The following is a 15,725-nucleotide window of genomic DNA, read 5'->3' on the forward strand; positions in this document are numbered from 1 at the left end:
CGGCCGACCGGCCCCGGGTCAACCGGCCCGCTCCGCGGACCGGTCGGCCTGGTCGGGCGGCGCGATCAGTCGGGAGATGGCCAGCCGTATCGCGGTCTCGCAGGAGTCGGGTAGCTCCTCGCGGGCGGGGGGCGCGGTGTGCGGGGCCAGGGCGCGCAGCGCGCGTTCGCGCAACTCGGCGACGAGCCGGCCCGGTTGCTGGTCGGCCGGCGGCATCCCGGTGCAGCGGCAGCCAGTGAGCGAGGCGCGGACCAGCCGGTCGGCGCGCGCGGTGCGGACGATCCAGTCGGCCGCGTCGGCGAGCGGGTCGCCGGCGTCCGCCGCGCGCCGGGCGCAGTGCTCGCGGAACGCCTCCAGGAACCCGGTGACCCGATGGTCGGTCAGGGCCCGGCCGAGCCCGGCCTTGTCGCCGAACTCGTTGTAGAGGGTCTGTCGGGAGACGCCGGCCGACGCGGCGACCTCCACCATCCGCACCAGGGGCCACGGGCGTTCGTCGACGGCGGTTCTGGCGGCTTCCAGCAGGGACTCGCGGGCGGTGGGCATCGTCGCCTCCTCGCTCCAGGTGCGGCACCGGCCTGGTCCGGGCACAGAATTGACGCGCCCGGGCGGGGTGTCAAGGGTGGTCGCGGCCGCCGGCCGCCGGGGGGAAGGCCGGGGCGCGGCGGGCGCCCGCGATACTGGGGGACATGCCCGACTACCACGATGATCTGCGCCTCGCGCATGTGCTGGCCGACGCCGCCGACGCCGCGACCATGGACCGGTTCAAGGCACTCGACCTCAAGGTCGACACCAAACCGGACATGACCCCGGTCAGCGAGGCGGACCGGGCCGCAGAGGAGCTGATCCGTTCCGCGCTGCGCCGGGCCAGGCCGCGCGACGCCGTGCTGGGCGAGGAGTACGGCAACGAGGGCCACGGGCCGCGCCGTTGGGTGATCGACCCGATCGACGGCACCAAGAACTACGTTCGGGGGGTGCCGGTCTGGGCCACGTTGATCGCGCTGCTGGAGCGCGGCTCGCGGGGCGACGTGCCGGTGGTGGGCGTGGTCTCGGCGCCCGCGCTGAGCCGGCGCTGGTGGGCGGCGCTCGGCGGCGGCGCCTACACCGGGCGGAGCCTGACGTCGGCGAGCCGGCTGCGGGTCTCGGAGGTGGGCACGCTGGCGGACGCGTCCTTCTCCTTCTCCTCGCTGGGCGGCTGGGAGGAACGCGGAATGCTGGACGGCCTGTTGGGCCTGACCCGCTCCTGCTGGCGGACCCGCGCCTACGGGGACTTCTGGTCGTACATGATGGTCGCCGAGGGCGCGGTGGACATCTGTGCCGAGCCGGAGCTGTCGCTGTGGGACATGGCGGCGCCCTCGATCGTGGTGACCGAGGCCGGCGGCCGGTTCACCGGCCTGGACGGCGCGGCCGGCCCGCACGGGGTGGACGCCGCCGCCTCCAACGGGCTGCTCCACGACGAGCTGCTGGCGGCGCTGCGCGGCTGAACGGTCGACCGGCGCGCCGCCGCCCCGGAACAGGCCGGAGCGGCCGGCGCCTCGGGGCAGCCGGCCGCTCCGGGGTGTACGGCAAGCGGTTCCGTGGTGGACCGGTCGATCGGGGGGTGATCGACCGGTGATCAGCCGCGGAGGGCCTGGACCGCGGCCTGGAGCCGCTTGCCGTAGTCCTCGTCCGCCCTGCGGAAGTTCTCGATCGCCCGCTCGGCGATGTCGTCGCGGGAGACCTGAGCGATGGAGCCGGCCAGGTTGGCGATCAGCCGCTCCCTCTCGTCCTCGGACATCAGCCGGTAGAGCGCGCCGGCCTGGCGGTAGTCGTCGTCCTCGGCGTGTGCCGGCGCCGGGTGGTCGCCGGTGAGGCCGGAGACGGCGGTGGCCGCCCACAGCGGCTGGTCCGTCTGGGCCGGGCCACCGAAGCTGTTGGGCTCGTAGTTCTTCGCGCCGCCGTGCCGCCCGTCGTAGGCGTGGCCGTCCCGGCCGTGGGTGCGGGCCTCGGCGGCGTGCGGGCGGTTGACCGGCAGCTGGTCGGCGTTGATGCCGACCCGGTAGCGGTGGGCGTCGCCGTAGGCGAAGAGCCGGCCCTGGAGCATGTTGTCGGGCGAGGGGCCGATGCCCGGCACGAAGTGGTGCGGCGAGAAGATCGACTGCTCGACCTCGGCGAACACGTTGCGCGGGTTCCGGTTCAGCTCCAGCCGGCCGATCTCGATCGGCGGGTAGTCGGCGTGCGGCCAGACCTTGGTCAGGTCGAACGGGTTGAACCGGTAGGTGGGCGCGTCGGCGACCGGCATGATCTGGACCTGCACGGTCCAGCTCGGGAAGTCGCCGTTCTCGATCGAGGTCCGCAGGTCGCGCTGGTGGCTGTCCGGGTCCTGGCCGGCCAGCACGGCGGCCTCATCGGCGGTCAGGTTCCTGATGCCCTGGTCGGTCTTGAAGTGGTACTTGACCCAGAACGCCTCGCCGGCCGCGTTGGTCCACTGGTAGGTGTGCGAGCCGTAGCCGTTCATGTGCCGGTAGGAGGCCGGGATGCCCCGGTCGCCGAAGAGCCAGGTGACCTGGTGGGTGGACTCGGGCGACAGGCCCCAGAAGTCCCAGACGTTGTCCGGCTCCTGGGAGCCGGTGTACGGGTCGCGCTTCTGGGTGTGGATGAAGTCGGGGAACTTGATGGCGTCCTTGACGAAGAAGACCGGGGTGTTGTTGCCCACCAGGTCGTAGTTGCCCTCTTCGGTGTAGAACTTCAGCGCGAAGCCGCGCGGGTCGCGCACCGCGTCCGCGGCGCCCAGGTTGCCCGCCACCGTGGAGAAGCGGAGGAAGACCTCGGTCTCCCTGCCGATCTCGGAGAGGAACGCGGCCCTGGTGTACGGGGTCACGTCGGCGGTCACGGTGAACGTGCCGTAGGCGCCGGCGCCGCGCGCGTGCACCACGCGCTCGGGAATGCGCTCGCGGTTGAAGTGGGCCAGCTTCTCGATGAGGTGCTGGTCCTGGATCAGCACGGGACCCCCGACGCCCGCGACCTGGCTGTGCTGGTTGTCCGCCACGGGAGCGCCCGCCTCGGTGGTGAGGGGGCCCGCTGGGATCTGGTCGGTCATGTGTCGGTCCACGCCCTTCGACTCGGTGTTCTGAGCCGATCCTATATTGGACTTTGTCCAAGTCAAGATGAGAGTCGAATCGAGATCGTCATCAGAAACGTACAGTGTCGGCCGGCGGGCCGGGCCGCGCTAGGCTGTGACCATGAGTGACCTGCTTCAGCGACTGCGTGCCCGTGGCTGGCGACTGACCGCCCAGCGGCGGGTCATCGCCGAGGTCCTGGACGGCGAGCACGTGCACTTCACCGCCGACGAGGTGCACGCCAGGGCCGCCGACCGGCTGCCGGAGATCTCCCGGGCCTCCGTCTACAACACCCTGGGCGAGCTGGTCGCCCTCGGCGAGGTGATCGAGGTCACCACCGACGGCCGCGCCAAGCGGTACGACCCCAACGCCCACGACCCGCACCAGCACCTGGTCTGCTCGGGCTGTGGCGCGATGCGGGACGTGCGGCTGACCGAGGACCCGCTCCGGGCGCTGCCGGCCGAGGGGCGCTTCGGCTTCGAGGTCTCGCAGGTGGCCGTCACCTACTACGGGCGCTGCCCGGACTGCGTGCGGGGCGGCTGATTTGCCTGGCCCCGAGCCGGCGGGCTAGAGTGGAGAACACGACGCGGGGTGGAGCAGCTCGGTAGCTCGCTGGGCTCATAACCCAGAGGTCGCAGGTTCAAATCCTGTCCCCGCTACCAGTCGCGAAGGCCCGGTTCCTGATCCAGGGACCGGGCCTTCGGCGTGCCGGGCCCTTGCGCGAACGGCCCGGGTTTCGCACCTCCGGTCGTGGGCCGGCGCCCCGGGCCGTGGAGAATCGGACCATGGACGCTACTCTCCAGTACCTTCTCGGTCTTCTCGACCTGGAGCCGATCGAGCGCGACATCTTCCGGGGGGACAGCCACCGTTCCGTCGTTCCCCGGGTCTTCGGCGGGCAGGTGGCCGCGCAGGCGCTGGTCGCGGCCTGTCGCACCGTTCCCGAGGACCGCCTGGCACACTCGCTGCACTCCTACTTCCTGCGGCCCGGCGACCCCGGCGCGCCGATCGTCTACACCGTGGACCGGATCAGGGACGGGCGTTCGTTCAGCACCCGGCGGGTGGTCGCCGTCCAGCACGGGCAGCCGATCTTCCATCTCTCCGCCTCGCTCCAGACGGTCGAGGACGGCCTCGAACACCAGGAGCCGATGCCCGAGGTGCCCGACCCGGAGACGTTGCCCACGGCGGACGAGCTGCTGCCGCGCTACGCGGACCGCTTCGTCGACCCGGCCGTCGTCGAACTCCTGCTGGACGCCCGGCGGGCGATCGACCTGCGGTATGTCAACGAGCCGCCGTTCGCCACCGCCGGGGTGCGGCGCGAGCCGCGTTCGCAGGTGTGGTTCCGGGTCAACGGCAAGCTCGACGGGGAGCACGACAACCCGGTCTCCCACCTCTGCCTGGCCACCTATGTCTCGGACATGACGCTGCTGGACTCGGTGCTGCTGGCGCACGGCAGGGGCGGGTGGACGGTCGGCGACATCGTGGGGGCCAGCCTGGACCACGCGATGTGGTTCCACCGGCCGTTCCGGGCGGACGAGTGGCTGCTCTACGACACCGACTCGCCCACCGCGCAGGGCGGGCGGGGCCTGGCGCGCGGGCGGATCTTCACCAGGGACGGGCGGCTGGCGGTCTCGGTGATCCAGGAGGGGCTGATGCGGGTCCCGCGTTGAACGGTCGGTGGCCGGCCCGAAGCGCTCAGACCAGCGGGCTGGGGCCGGCCAGGCCGGCGGCGTCCAGCAGATAGGCGGTCATCGGCTCGTAGAAGCGGGGGTTGATGACGTGGTCGTCGAGCGGGACGCAGACGCTGAGGGTGCCCTCGTTCTCGCCGAGGAAGAGGGCCGGGTCGTTGCAGTCGGCGTAGCCGATGGTCTCGATGCCGAACTGGGCGGCGCAGCCGGCCCAGCCGTGGTCGGCGATCACCAGGTCGGGCAGCTCCTCGCCCTCCTGGGGCAGGGCCGCCAGGATCTCCGCCATCGGCTGCGGGGAGTGCGTGTGCCAGAGGGTCGCGCCGCGCTCGTACATGGCGACCCCGGCGAGCTGGGCGACCACGCCCTCGTCGGCGGTCAGGCCCAGCGGGACGCGGACCAGCTCGCAGCCGACCGCGCTCAGCGCGGCGGCGGTCTGCGCGTGGACGTCGAGCAGGCCGCCCGGGTGGCCGGTGGCGACGAGGACCCGCTGCCGGTCCTGGGCCGCCTTGCGCAGCAGCGCGGCCGCCCGGTCCAGGCCCTCCACGGTCAGCTCGGGGTCGATCGTGTCCTGGCCCTGCCGGTGCTCCGGATCGCCGTCCACGCCGCAGCGCTCGGCCATCACCGCCAGCACGTCCTGCTCGTCGCTCCACCGGTCGCCCAGCTCCAGGCCGAGCCAGTAGTAGCGGTTGCCGTTGGCCAGCTCCCGGTAGTGGGCGAGGTTGTTCTCCCTCGGGGTGGCGACCTCGCCGGCGATCCGGGTGCGTATCAGGTGCTCGATCAGTTCCGGACGGGAGGGGGCGGCGATGGTCGGCATGATGCCCAGTATCGCCCGGAGGGGCCGCTTCCGGTGGGGGAGTCGCCGAGCTGTGATCTGCGGAACGCCGAACGAAGGCGCGCCCCCGGCCGGTCGGGGCCGGGGGCGTCGCATGGCTCGTTTCGGCCGGGGTGACCCCGGTCAGCCGGGGTGCCCGGCGCGTTCCCTGGTCTGGCGCGCGGCCTCGGTCGCGGACAGCCGGATCTCGTCGGCCGCCTGGCGCATCGACTCCCTGGCCTCGCTGCCGAACTCGCGGGCCGAGCGGGTGGCCGCGTCGCGCAGCGGGTCCAGCTGGGGCGCGGCGCGTTCCGCGATGCGGCCGGCGGCGCGCTGCTCGCGGTCGCTGCCCGGCAGCACGGCGGCGGCCAGCACGCCCACGGCGAACCCGACGGCGCCGGCGGCCAGCGGGTTGCCCCTGGCCTGCTCGGCGGCCTGGCCGGCGCCGTCGCGCAGCGACTGCGCACCGCCCTGGCCGCGCTGCCTGGCCCGCTCGGTGGAGTGGGTGGCGGCCTCGCGGACCCGGTCGCGGGCCCCGGTGGCCGACTCCTTGAGCGCCCCGCCGTTGCGGCGGACCGAGCCCATCGGGCTGACCCGGTCGGCCAACCGGTCCAGGTCGCCCGCCAGTTGCTGACGGGTCGACTCGATGTCGGTCCTTATCCGGTCGGATGACGTGCCCATGCTGCGTCCTCCTTCAGGCTCTCCATGGTCTTGGTGGGTTTCGGCGAGAAGCGGCGCAGCCGGCCCCGGCCCAGCAGGAAGAGGGCCGCGCCGAGGAGCGCCCAGCCGCCGGCCACGATCAGGCCGGCCCAGCCCAGGTCCATCACGTTGCCCAGGCCGAACAGGGCGGCCAGCGACAGGAAGAAGACGACCATCCAGCCGGCGAAGCCGGCGCCGCCCATCATCCCGGCGGCCTTGCCCGCCCGGCCGAACTCCTCCTTGACCTCTGCCCTGGCCAGCTCGGCCTCCTGCCGGACCAGCCGCTGGACGTCGGAGGTGACGTCGGCGAAGAGCGACCCGATCGAGCCGTCGCTCCCGCGCCGCCCGGTGTCCCTGGCCGTGTCGGCCGCCGTGTCGCGCGCTGTGTGCTGTGCCATCTCACGCCTCCGGATAGCCGGTCCGCTCGGGGTGCGCGGCTTCGTCGAACGTGCCGTGGCGGGCGGAGCGCTCCACGGGGTCCGAGGCGTCGCTCCACGCCCGGTCCCGGTCCCCGCGCCGGTCCCGGTTCCCGCGCCGGTCCCCGTCCTGTGCCTGGTCCTGGCCGGCGGCCCGGCCCGCCTTGGCCAGGCGGCCCATGGCGAATCCGGCCAGCGCCGTGGCGCCGACGAATGCGGCGGGGCGCTGGCTGGCCATGCGCGAGGCGTCGTCCAGCAGCCCGTTCAGGCCACGGCGGTCCAGATAGCCGGCGGCCCGGTGGCCGCCGTCGGCGGCGCGGGCGACCAGGGCCCTGGTCGGGGAGTCGTCGGGCGCCTGCCGCGCCAGCTGGGACAGCTCGTCCGCGACCTGCCGCACCCGGTCGGCGGCCCGGTGCGACTGGGCCCGCGCCTGCTCGTCGGCGCGGTCCCGCACCGTGTGGGCGGCGGCCCTGGCCTTGTCGGCGGGGGCTTCCCGCTCGCCGGCCCAGAGGTCGCCGCTGAGTGAGTCAGTCATGGTTCGCTTCCTTGTGGCGGCTCGCTTCGAGTGGCCCGGGTAACCGGGACCGGGGAACGGAAACCCCCGCCCGCTCAGCCCGTGCCGCCGCGCAGCGCGCGGTGCAGCGTCAGCCACTGCCGGGGCGTGACCCGGCCGACCGGCGCGTCATCGGGCACGCCGGCGGCGGCCAGCGCCGCGCGCACCCGGCGCGTTGGCCGGCCCCGGCGCAGCGTCGCGGCCAACGAGCCGCCGACGCCGGTGAACCCCTCGGCGACCAGCGCCCGGTAGCCGGCCAGCTCGCCCGGCGGCAGCAGCGGCGCCGGCCGGCGCACCAGCCGCAGCACGGCCGAGTCGGTGCGCGGCACCGGGTCGAAGTGGTGCCGTTCGATGCGCGGCCCCAACTGCCAGGCGAACTCCGGCCAGGACTGGACGGTCAGCAGCGGCCAGGTCCCGAAGTCGCCGGTGCGCCGCCGGGCGAACTCGCGCTGGGTGACCAGCGTCGCCGAGGTCAACGTCCGGGCCGCCAGGCACCAGCGGACGATGTCGGTGGTGCGGGAGTAGGGGATGTTGCCGACCACGGCGAACGGGCGGGCCGGCGGGCGGGCGGTCAGGAAGTCGCCGCGCACCACCCGGACGTTGCCCTCGGCGGCCAGTCGCCCGGGCAGGGCCGCCGCGAGCGCGGGGTCCAGCTCGTAGGCGACCACCTCGCGGCTGGCCCTGGCCAGCGCCCTGGTGAGCCGGCCCTCGCCGGCGCCCGGCTCCCACACCAGGGCGGACGGCGGGAGGTCGGCCGCGCGCACGATGCGGCGCAGCACGCCGGCGTCGCGCAGGAAGTTCTGCGACAGGGCGCGGCGGTTGTCGCCCCGGCGTCCGGGGCGTGGGCCGTGCCGACGGCGCGGCTGGTCGCGGTGATCGCGGTGATCGCGGTGGTGACGGTGGTGACGGTGGTGGTGGCTGGCCATGCGGGTCCTCGAAGGGCGCGAGGACAGGCCGGGAACGCGTGGGAACGCGGAATGGAGCCGACGGCCTGTCCGGGTCGGTGGGGACACGGACGGCCCTGGGCCGGTGAAGGGGGAACGCGGGGGAGCGCGAGACGGGCTCGGGCGCCGGGCGTGACCTGTCAGGCCAGGGCCGGGCGCCGGATGCGAGGACGTCGGGTCATGGTGGCCGCAACGGACGTCCGCGCGCCGGCGCGGCATCCGTTGATCAGCGTGATGGCTCCCATGGGAGGCGACCCTAGGCCGCCGGTCGGGCCCGGGGCAAGCCCGTTCCGCCGGCGGCGGCCCGCGCGCTCCCGAGTGCGCCCGCGACCCGCGAATGGCACGTTCATATTGTTGCGGCGGGATGAAACGGCCGGTCGGCGGTGTTGGCACTGGTCGGTCGATCAAGGTCGAGCGTCGTTGATCAAGGGGGGCGAGCGGTTTGGGCACGGGAGGCGCCACGGTGGCTGAGCGAGAGGTCGGCTGGATACGGCGGCTGGTGGGCTACTGCTGGCGGTACCGCCGCAACCTGTTGCTCTCCGTCGGCTCGTCCCTGGTCGGGATGGGCGTGATGGCCCTGATGCCGCTGATCGTCAAGGTGATCATCGACGACGTGGTGATCGGCGAGGAGGGCGGCCTCGGGCTGTGGGTGGGGCTGCTGCTGGCCGCCGCCGTCGTGGTCTACGCGTTGACCTTCGTGCGCCGCTACTACGGCGGCCGGCTCGGCATCGACGTCCAACACGACCTGCGCACCGGGATGTTCGACACCCTGACCCGGCTGGACGGCCGGCGGCAGGACGGGCTGAGCACCGGGCAGGTCGTCGGCCGGGCCACCAGCGACCTCCAGCTGATCCAGGGCCTGCTCTTCATGATGCCGATGACCATCGGCAACGTGATGCTCTTCGTCGTCTCCCTGGTCGTGATGCTGACCCTCTCGCCGCTGCTCACCCTGGTGGCGCTGGCGGTCGCCCCGGCGCTGTGGGTGATCGCGCTCCGCAGCCGGGTGCGGCTCTTCCCCGCGACCTGGTACGCCCAGGCGCAGGCCGCCGCCGTCGCCGGGGTGGTGGACGGCGCGGTCGGCGGGGTCCGGGTGGTCAAGGGCTTCGGGCAGGAGACCCAGGAGATGACCAGGCTGCGCCGGGTCAGCGAGCGGCTCTTCGCGGCCCGGATGCGCGGCGTGCGGCTCTCCGCCCGCTACACGCCGGCGCTCCAGGCGGTGCCCTCGCTGGGGCAGGTCGGGATGCTGGCGCTGGGCGGCTGGATGGCCACCCGGGGCGAGATCACGCTGGGCACCTTTGTCGCGTTCTCCACCTATCTCGCGCAACTGGTCGGCCCGGTCCGGATGTTGACGGTGATCCTCACCGTGGGCCAGCAGGCGAGGGCCGGCGTGGAGCGGGTCCTGGAGCTGATCGACACCCGGCCGACGATCCACGAGGCGCCCGACGCCGCCGCGCTGCCGGCGGACGCGCCGGCCACCGTGGAGTTCGACCGGGTCACCTTCGGCTACGCCGAGGACGAGCCGGTGCTGCGCGACGTGTCGCTGCGGGTCGGCGAGGGCGAGACGCTGGCCGTCGTCGGCCCGTCCGGCAGCGGGAAGTCGACGGTCTCGTTGCTGCTGCCCCGCTTCTACGACCCCGACGCGGGCACCGTGCGGGTCGGCGGCCGGGACGTCCGCGAGCTGACGTTCGACTCGCTGCGGGCCGCGATCGGGCTGGTGCCGGAGGACAGCTTCCTCTTCTCGGACACCATCAGGAACAACCTGGCCCTCGGCCACCCCGAGGCCACCGACGAGCAGATCAGGGCGGCGGCGCGGGCGGCGCGGGCCGACGCGTTCGTCGAGGAGCTGCCCGAGGGCTATGACACGGTGATCGGCGAGCAGGGCATGACGCTCTCCGGCGGCCAGCGGCAGCGCCTCGCGCTGGCCCGCGCGATCCTCACCGACCCCAGGCTGCTGATCCTCGACGACGCCACCTCGGCCGTGGACGCCCGCGTCGAGCACGAGATCCACGAGGCGCTGCGCTCGGTGATGCGCGGCCGGACCACGCTGCTGATCGCGCACCGCGCCTCGACGCTGCGCCTGGCCGACCGGATCGCGGTGTTGGACGGCGGGCGGCTGGTCGACATCGGCACCCACGAGCAGCTCACGGGGCGCTGCGAGCTGTACCGGCGGCTGCTGGCCGACCCGGAGCGGCTGGGCGGCGCGGCCCCCGACCCTGCGGGCCTGGCGGCGGCCGGGCGGGAGGCCGGCTGGGCGCCGGGGCAGCTCACCGAGGCCGCCTGGCCGGCTCCTTCGGGTGGCGCGTCATCCGCCGCCACCGGGTCGCGGGAGCTGGACGAGCTGGACGCGGCCGCCGCCGAGGGCGCGGGCTCGCCGCTGACGCCGGAGCTGCGCGAGCGGCTGGCCGCCCTGCCGCCGGCCGACGACCGGCCGGCCATCGACGAGGAACGGGCCGCCGGCGCCGAACGCACCTACGGCCTGCGGCGGTTGCTGTCCGGGCTCGGCCTGCCGCTGGCCGGCGCGCTGGCGCTGGTGGTGGTCGACGCGCTGGCCTCGCTGCTGCTGCCGGTGCTGATCAGGTACGGCATCGACGAGGGCGTGCGGGAGACCGCGCTGGGCGCGGTGTGGGCGGCCACGCTGCTGGCGCTCGGCGTGGTGGTGGTGCAGTGGGGGGCGCAGTACGGCTCGACGCGCGCCGTGGGGCGCGTGGGGGAGCGCGCGCTCTACACGCTGCGGGTGAAGATCTTCGCCCATCTGCAACGGCTCGGACTCGACTTCTACGAGCGGGAGTTGGCCGGCCGCGTCATGACGCGGATGACCACGGACGTCGACGCGTTGACGACGTTCCTCCAGACCGGGCTGGTCCAGGCGCTGGTCGCGGTGCTGACGTTCCTGGGCATCCTGGTCGTCCTGGTGGCGCTCGACGCGCAGCTGGCGCTGGTGGTGCTGGCGACCCTGGTGCCGCTCGTCGTCGGCACCGTCTTCTTCCGCCGACTGAGCACCCGCGCCTACGAGTTGGCCAGGGAACGGATCGCCGGCGTCAACGCGGACCTCCAGGAGTCGGTCGCCGGGCTGCGGGTGGTCCAGGCGTTCCGCAGGGAACGGGACGGCCGCGAGCGGTTCGCGGCCCGCTCGGACGGCTACCGGCAGGCGCGGGTGCGCGGGCAGTGGCTGATCTCGGTCTACTTCCCATTCGTTCAGCTGCTGGCCTCGCTGGCCACCGCCGGGGTGCTGGTGGTGGGCGCCGGCCGGGTCGGCGACGGCACGCTGACGGCGGGCGCGCTGGTCGCGTACCTGCTCTACATCGAGCTGTTCTTCGCGCCGGTGCAGCAGCTGTCGCAGGTCTTCGACGGCTACCAGCAGGCGGTGGTCTCGCTCGGCCGGGTCAGGGAGCTGCTGGCCGAGCGGCCCACCACGCCGCCGGCGAAGCGGCCGCTGCCGGTGACGTCGGCGGCCCGCGAACTGTCCTTCGAACGCGTCAGGTTCACCTACGCGGGCGCCGACGAGCACGCCCTCGCCGGCGTCGACCTGACCATCCCCGCCGGGCAGACCGTCGCCTTCGTCGGTGAGACGGGCGCCGGGAAGTCCACGCTGGTCAAGCTCGTCGCGCGGTACTACGACCCGACCGGCGGCGCGGTCCGGCTGGGCGGCGTCGACCTGCGTGAACTCGACCTGACTAGCTACCGGCACCGGCTGGGCGTCGTCCCGCAGGAGCCGTACCTGTTCGCGGGGACGATCCGCGACGCCATCGCGTACGGGCGGCCGGAGGCCACCGACGCCGAGGTCGAGGCGGCGGCCAGGGCGGTCGGCGCGCACCGCATGATCGCGGCGCTGCCCGGCGGCTACCGGCACCGGGTCGCCGAGCGCGGCCGCAACCTCTCGGCCGGGCAGCGGCAGTTGATCGCCCTGGCCAGGGCGGAGCTGGTCAACCCCGACATCCTGCTGCTCGACGAGGCCACGGCGGCGCTGGACCTGGCCACGGAGGCGCTGGTCAACGAGGCGACGGACCGGCTCGCCGGCCGCCGCACCACGCTGGTGGTGGCGCACCGGCTGACGACGGCGGCGCGGGCGGACCGAGTGGTGGTGCTCGACCAGGGGCGCGTGGTGGAGGACGGCACCCACGCGGAACTCCTCGCGGCGGATGGCCGCTACGCGGCGCTGTGGCGAGCGTATGCCGCCGAACCGGCGGCCCCGGTGGGGTAAGCCCTGCGGGCGTCTTGTGGGAGTCGGCGGCGGCCGGTCGGTCCTGGGGGCCGCCCTGGGGGCCGGCACGGTCGGCGCCGGCGGGTGGCCCTGCGGGCGGGGCGGGGATCGGTCGCCGTCGGCCGTGGGTGCGGCGTTGCCCGGGGGCGGCGTTCCTGCCGGCGGCTTGTGGGAGCCGGCGGCGGCCGGCCGGCCCTGGGGGCCGGCGCGGTCCGCGCCGGCGGGTGATCCTGCGGGTGGCTCGTGGCCCACGGGTCCGCCCTGACCTGACGGCGTGTGCGGCTCGAAGTGACGTGTGCGGGTGGGGCGTTGGGGCGTGTGTCGCGAGGAGACCACGAGACAGGCGAGGTGCGGCCCGGCGGCGCCGGGCCGCCGGTGCGCAGGGCGCCCGGAACGCCAGCGCGCAGCGCCTCGCCCCGGGGGCCACGGGCCCCCACCCCGGAACGCCAGCGCGCAGCGCCCCCGCTCACCCCCTGCCGCGCCTGCGGCCGGCCCGTTCGTTGCCGCGCTTGTAGTTGCCGGTCCAGCGGGCCATCACCAGTTGGGCGTCGCCCGTCTCGACCTCGTTCAGGAAGCGTGCCGCCTGCGCGCCGCGCAGCGTCGCGGCCGGGCGGCCGTGGTGGGTGATCAGCACGGTGCCGTCGGCGCGGGTGACGTGGACGAAGCCACCGGGTCGGTTGCTCATGGCCGGGCCAGCCCGGCCAGATAGGTGTCGACCGTCTGGAGCGAGCCGCCGCCCGGCGGCTCGCTCCCCGGCCGCCACCAACACACCTCGGCGATCTCCTCGTTGGGGCTGAAGCCGGCCGGCTCCTCGACCCGCGCCGCGTAGACCGCGCCGCGCAGCTCGCCCCTGCCGGCCAGCAGCGTGCGGGCGAAGCCCACGAAGCGCAGTCGCTCCGGCGCGAGGCGCTGCCCCGTCTCCTCCCACAGCTCCCGGACCGCCGCCGCGCGCGGGCTCTCGCCCGGGTCGATGCCGCCGCCCGGCAGCTCCCAGCAGTCCCGGTCCCGGACGCGCACCAGCAGCAGTCGCCCCCCGCGCCAGGCCGCGACCAGCGCGTACCGCACGGGCGCGGTCGCGAAAACGGCGTCCTCCGGCGCCTCGTCGAACGCCAGCAGCCGCATCCCCAGCGGGCCGCTCGCCAACGCCGGCGCCGCCCCGCCGGCTCCCGCGCCCCCGACCTCCGTGTGCTCGCTCACCCGTCCAGCGTACGGCCGAAGGCCCGGGATCAGGGCGCCAGTTCCGCCCAGATCGTCTTGCCGCCCGGCCGGTGCCTGGTGCCCCAGCGTTCGGTGAGGCGGGCCACGATGAACAGGCCACGGCCGCTCTCGTCGAAGGCCCGCGCCCGGCGCAGGTGTGGCGAGGTGCTGGTGGAGTCGGAGACCTCGCAGATCAGCCCGCGTTCCCTGATCAGCCGCAGCTGGATGGGCCCGTCGGCGTGCCGGATCGCGTTGGTGACCAGTTCGCTGACCACCAGCTCGGCGGTGAACGCGGCGTCCGCCATGCCCCAGCCGGCGAGCTGGCTGGTGGCCAGGTCGCGGGCGCTGGCGACGGCGGTCGGGTCGTCGGGGATCTCCCAGGTCGCGACGTGCGAGGCGTCCAGCTTGTGGGTGCGGGCGATCAACAGCGCCACGTCGTCCGTCGGCTGCTCGGCCAGCACGGTCTTCAGCACGCTGTCACAGAGCTGTTCGAGCGAGGCGGCCGGCTGGGCGAGGACCTGGCGCAGGTCGTTGAAGCTGCGGTTGGGGTCCTGCCGGCCTCGGGACTCCACCAGCCCGTTGGTGTAGAGGACGAGCAGGCTCTCCTCGGGCAGGTCCAGTTCGGTGGACTCGAACGGCAGCCCGCCCAGCCCCAGCGGCGGCCCGGCCGGCAGGTCCACGAACTCGGCCTCGCCGCTGGGCCGCACCAGCGCCGGCGCCGGATGCCCGGCGCGCGCCATGGTGCAGTGCCGCGACACCGGGTCGTAGACCGCGTACAGGCAGGTCGCGCCGAACTCGCCCGAGGGGTCCTCGCGTTCGCTCTCGTCCGGCTCGGTCTCGAACCGCAGCCGGATCACCACGTCGTCCAGGTGGGTGAGCAACTCGTCCGGCGGCAGGTCGATGTCGGCCAGGGTGCGGACGGTGGAACGCAGCCGGCCCATGGTGGCGGAGGCGTAGACCCCGTGCCCCACCACGTCGCCCACCACCAGCGCGACCCGCGCGCCGGAGAGCGGGATCACGTCGAACCAGTCGCCCCCGACGCCCATCGCCGAGTCGGCCGGCAGATAGCGGGTGGCCACGTCGACGGCCGCGAGCTGCGGCAGCCGGCGGGGCAGCAGGCTGCGCTGGAGCGCCAGCGAGGTGCGGTGTTCCCGGGTGAAGCTGCGCGCGTTGTCCACGCAGACCGCCGCCCTGGCCGCGATCTCCTGGGCCATCAGCAGGTCGTCCTCGTCGAACGGCGCCTCGGTGCGGTGCCGCAGGAAAACGGCGACGCCCAGGGTGATGCCCCGGGCGCGCAGCGGAACGGCGATGCCTGAGTGGACGCCGTGTCGTCGCCAGGGCTCCTCGGCTCGCTCGGGGGGAACGCAGAGCCAGGTGGCGAGCTCGGCGGCGCTCTCGATGGTGGCGGCGCGGAGCGGCTCGCCGCTGGTCAGGACCCTCGCCGGCACCGACTCCGGCGGGCAGCGCGGCGTGTCGCCCAGCTCCAGCACCGCCTCGGGCGCGCCCTCAAGCACCGACTGCTGGGCCACCCGGCGCAGCGCGTACGGTGGCCGACCGCCGGACCAGCCGGCGACCGGCTCCTCGCCGCGCAGCACCGGGTCGGCGAGGTCGACGGTGGCCAGGTCGGCGAACCGGGGCACCGCCGCCTCCGCCAACTCGCGCGCCGTGGTGTCGACCTCCAGCGTGTTGCCGATGTGGGTGGTCGCCACGCTCAGCAACGTCAGCCGGTCGCGGGCGATCATCACCCGGCGCAGCTTCGCCTCCCGGTTGGCCCGCGCCCAGCAGCTCAGCAGGCTGACGATCACCGCCAGCACGATGGTGACGATCACCACCATCCGGGCGCCGGTGCGCTGCACGGGGAGGAGGAAGCCGAAGTTGGCGACGACGGAGGCGATGGAGAGGGCGCCCAGCACGGCCGTCGGCCGCAGCGGCAGCAGCGCGCTGGCCACCAGCGGCGGCAGCAGCGAGAGGCTGGCGTAGCGGACGGTGGCCTCCGGCTGCCCGGCCCAGTTCTGGTACAGGCTGATCAGGACGACGGCCAGCAGCAGGAGGACGAAGAGGCCGTTCTGCCCACCGCGTCGGAGGGAAGCCACGAAACGCACCTCCCGGCCCGGTCATCCAAGG

Annotated in this window: 14 protein-coding genes and 1 tRNA gene; 5 read left to right on the top strand and 10 right to left on the bottom strand. The window is 74.4% G+C overall.

Annotated features, from left to right (window positions below; translation table 11 throughout):
• Positions 1-18: 18 nt before the first annotated feature.
• Positions 19-543, bottom strand: a complete 525-nt coding sequence (locus FH609_RS00250) for a TetR/AcrR family transcriptional regulator (RefSeq protein WP_139665832.1) — start codon at positions 541-543, stop codon at positions 19-21.
• 143 nt (positions 544-686) lie between these two features.
• Here FH609_RS00250 and hisN point away from each other — a divergent pair, with 143 nt between their 5' ends.
• Entirely contained in the window at positions 687-1,481 is a 795-nt protein-coding gene (gene hisN, locus FH609_RS00255; RefSeq protein WP_139665831.1) for a histidinol-phosphatase, read from the top strand.
• Positions 1,482-1,612: 131 nt separating this feature from the next.
• Here the strand turns inward: hisN and FH609_RS00260 are convergent, their stop codons facing one another.
• Entirely contained in the window at positions 1,613-3,076 is a 1,464-nt protein-coding gene (locus tag FH609_RS00260; protein ID WP_139665830.1) for a catalase, read from the bottom strand.
• A 142-nt stretch (positions 3,077-3,218) separates the two neighbouring features.
• On the opposite strand from FH609_RS00260, the gene FH609_RS00265 reads away from it, so the two are divergent.
• The 3 genes from FH609_RS00265 to tesB all read left to right on the top strand — a co-directional run bounded on the left by FH609_RS00265 (position 3,219) and on the right by tesB (position 4,762).
• On the top strand, positions 3,219-3,638 hold the full coding sequence (locus FH609_RS00265; protein WP_122184074.1) for a Fur family transcriptional regulator: 420 nt from the start codon (positions 3,219-3,221) through the stop codon (positions 3,636-3,638).
• 42 nt (positions 3,639-3,680) lie between these two features.
• Positions 3,681-3,757: transfer RNA gene (locus FH609_RS00270), tRNA-Met, on the top strand.
• Positions 3,758-3,880: 123 nt separating this feature from the next.
• On the top strand, positions 3,881-4,762 hold the full coding sequence (gene tesB / locus FH609_RS00275; protein ID WP_139665829.1) for an acyl-CoA thioesterase II: 882 nt from the start codon (positions 3,881-3,883) through the stop codon (positions 4,760-4,762).
• A 25-nt stretch (positions 4,763-4,787) separates the two neighbouring features.
• Here the strand turns inward: tesB and FH609_RS00280 are convergent, their stop codons facing one another.
• From FH609_RS00280 to erm, 5 genes are all read right to left on the bottom strand, one after another.
• Positions 4,788-5,585 (bottom strand): phosphatase, encoded by a 798-nt coding sequence (locus FH609_RS00280; RefSeq protein ID WP_139665929.1) that lies wholly within the window; start codon positions 5,583-5,585, stop codon positions 4,788-4,790.
• Positions 5,586-5,735: 150 nt separating this feature from the next.
• Positions 5,736-6,272, bottom strand: a complete 537-nt coding sequence (locus tag FH609_RS32035) for a DUF3618 domain-containing protein (RefSeq protein ID WP_139665828.1) — start codon at positions 6,270-6,272, stop codon at positions 5,736-5,738.
• A complete protein-coding gene (locus tag FH609_RS00290; protein WP_139665827.1) occupies positions 6,248-6,688 on the bottom strand; it encodes a phage holin family protein in 441 nt (146 codons plus the stop codon). The genes FH609_RS32035 and FH609_RS00290 overlap by 25 nt, the downstream gene beginning before the upstream one ends.
• A 1-nt stretch (position 6,689) precedes the next feature.
• A complete protein-coding gene (locus FH609_RS00295) occupies positions 6,690-7,241 on the bottom strand; it encodes a hypothetical protein (protein WP_139665826.1) in 552 nt (183 codons plus the stop codon).
• A 74-nt stretch (positions 7,242-7,315) separates the two neighbouring features.
• On the bottom strand, positions 7,316-8,185 hold the full coding sequence (gene erm, locus FH609_RS00300) for an ErmE/ErmH/ErmO/ErmR family 23S rRNA (adenine(2058)-N(6))-methyltransferase (protein WP_139665825.1): 870 nt from the start codon (positions 8,183-8,185) through the stop codon (positions 7,316-7,318).
• A gap of 481 nt (positions 8,186-8,666) precedes the next feature.
• On the opposite strand from erm, the gene FH609_RS00305 reads away from it, so the two are divergent.
• A complete protein-coding gene (locus tag FH609_RS00305; protein WP_226961281.1) occupies positions 8,667-12,404 on the top strand; it encodes an ABC transporter ATP-binding protein in 3,738 nt (1,245 codons plus the stop codon).
• Positions 12,405-12,870: 466 nt separating this feature from the next.
• Here the strand turns inward: FH609_RS00305 and FH609_RS00310 are convergent, their stop codons facing one another.
• From FH609_RS00310 to FH609_RS00320, 3 genes are read right to left on the bottom strand one after another with little or no spacing between them, the layout of a single operon-like run.
• Entirely contained in the window at positions 12,871-13,089 is a 219-nt protein-coding gene (locus FH609_RS00310; RefSeq protein ID WP_139665823.1) for a hypothetical protein, read from the bottom strand.
• The gene (locus tag FH609_RS00315) at positions 13,086-13,601 is read right to left on the bottom strand and encodes an NUDIX domain-containing protein (RefSeq protein WP_226961282.1); all 516 of its coding nucleotides are present in this window, start codon (positions 13,599-13,601) and stop codon (positions 13,086-13,088) included. The genes FH609_RS00310 and FH609_RS00315 overlap by 4 nt, the downstream gene beginning before the upstream one ends.
• Before the next feature lie 29 nt (positions 13,602-13,630).
• The gene (locus FH609_RS00320; protein WP_226961283.1) at positions 13,631-15,694 is read right to left on the bottom strand and encodes a SpoIIE family protein phosphatase; all 2,064 of its coding nucleotides are present in this window, start codon (positions 15,692-15,694) and stop codon (positions 13,631-13,633) included.
• Between the last annotated feature and the right edge of the window lie 31 nt (positions 15,695-15,725).

The sequence above is a fragment of the Streptomyces sp. 3MP-14 genome (assembly GCF_006334905.2).
In the GTDB taxonomy this organism is placed as follows: domain Bacteria; phylum Actinomycetota; class Actinomycetes; order Streptomycetales; family Streptomycetaceae; genus Streptomyces; species Streptomyces triticirhizae.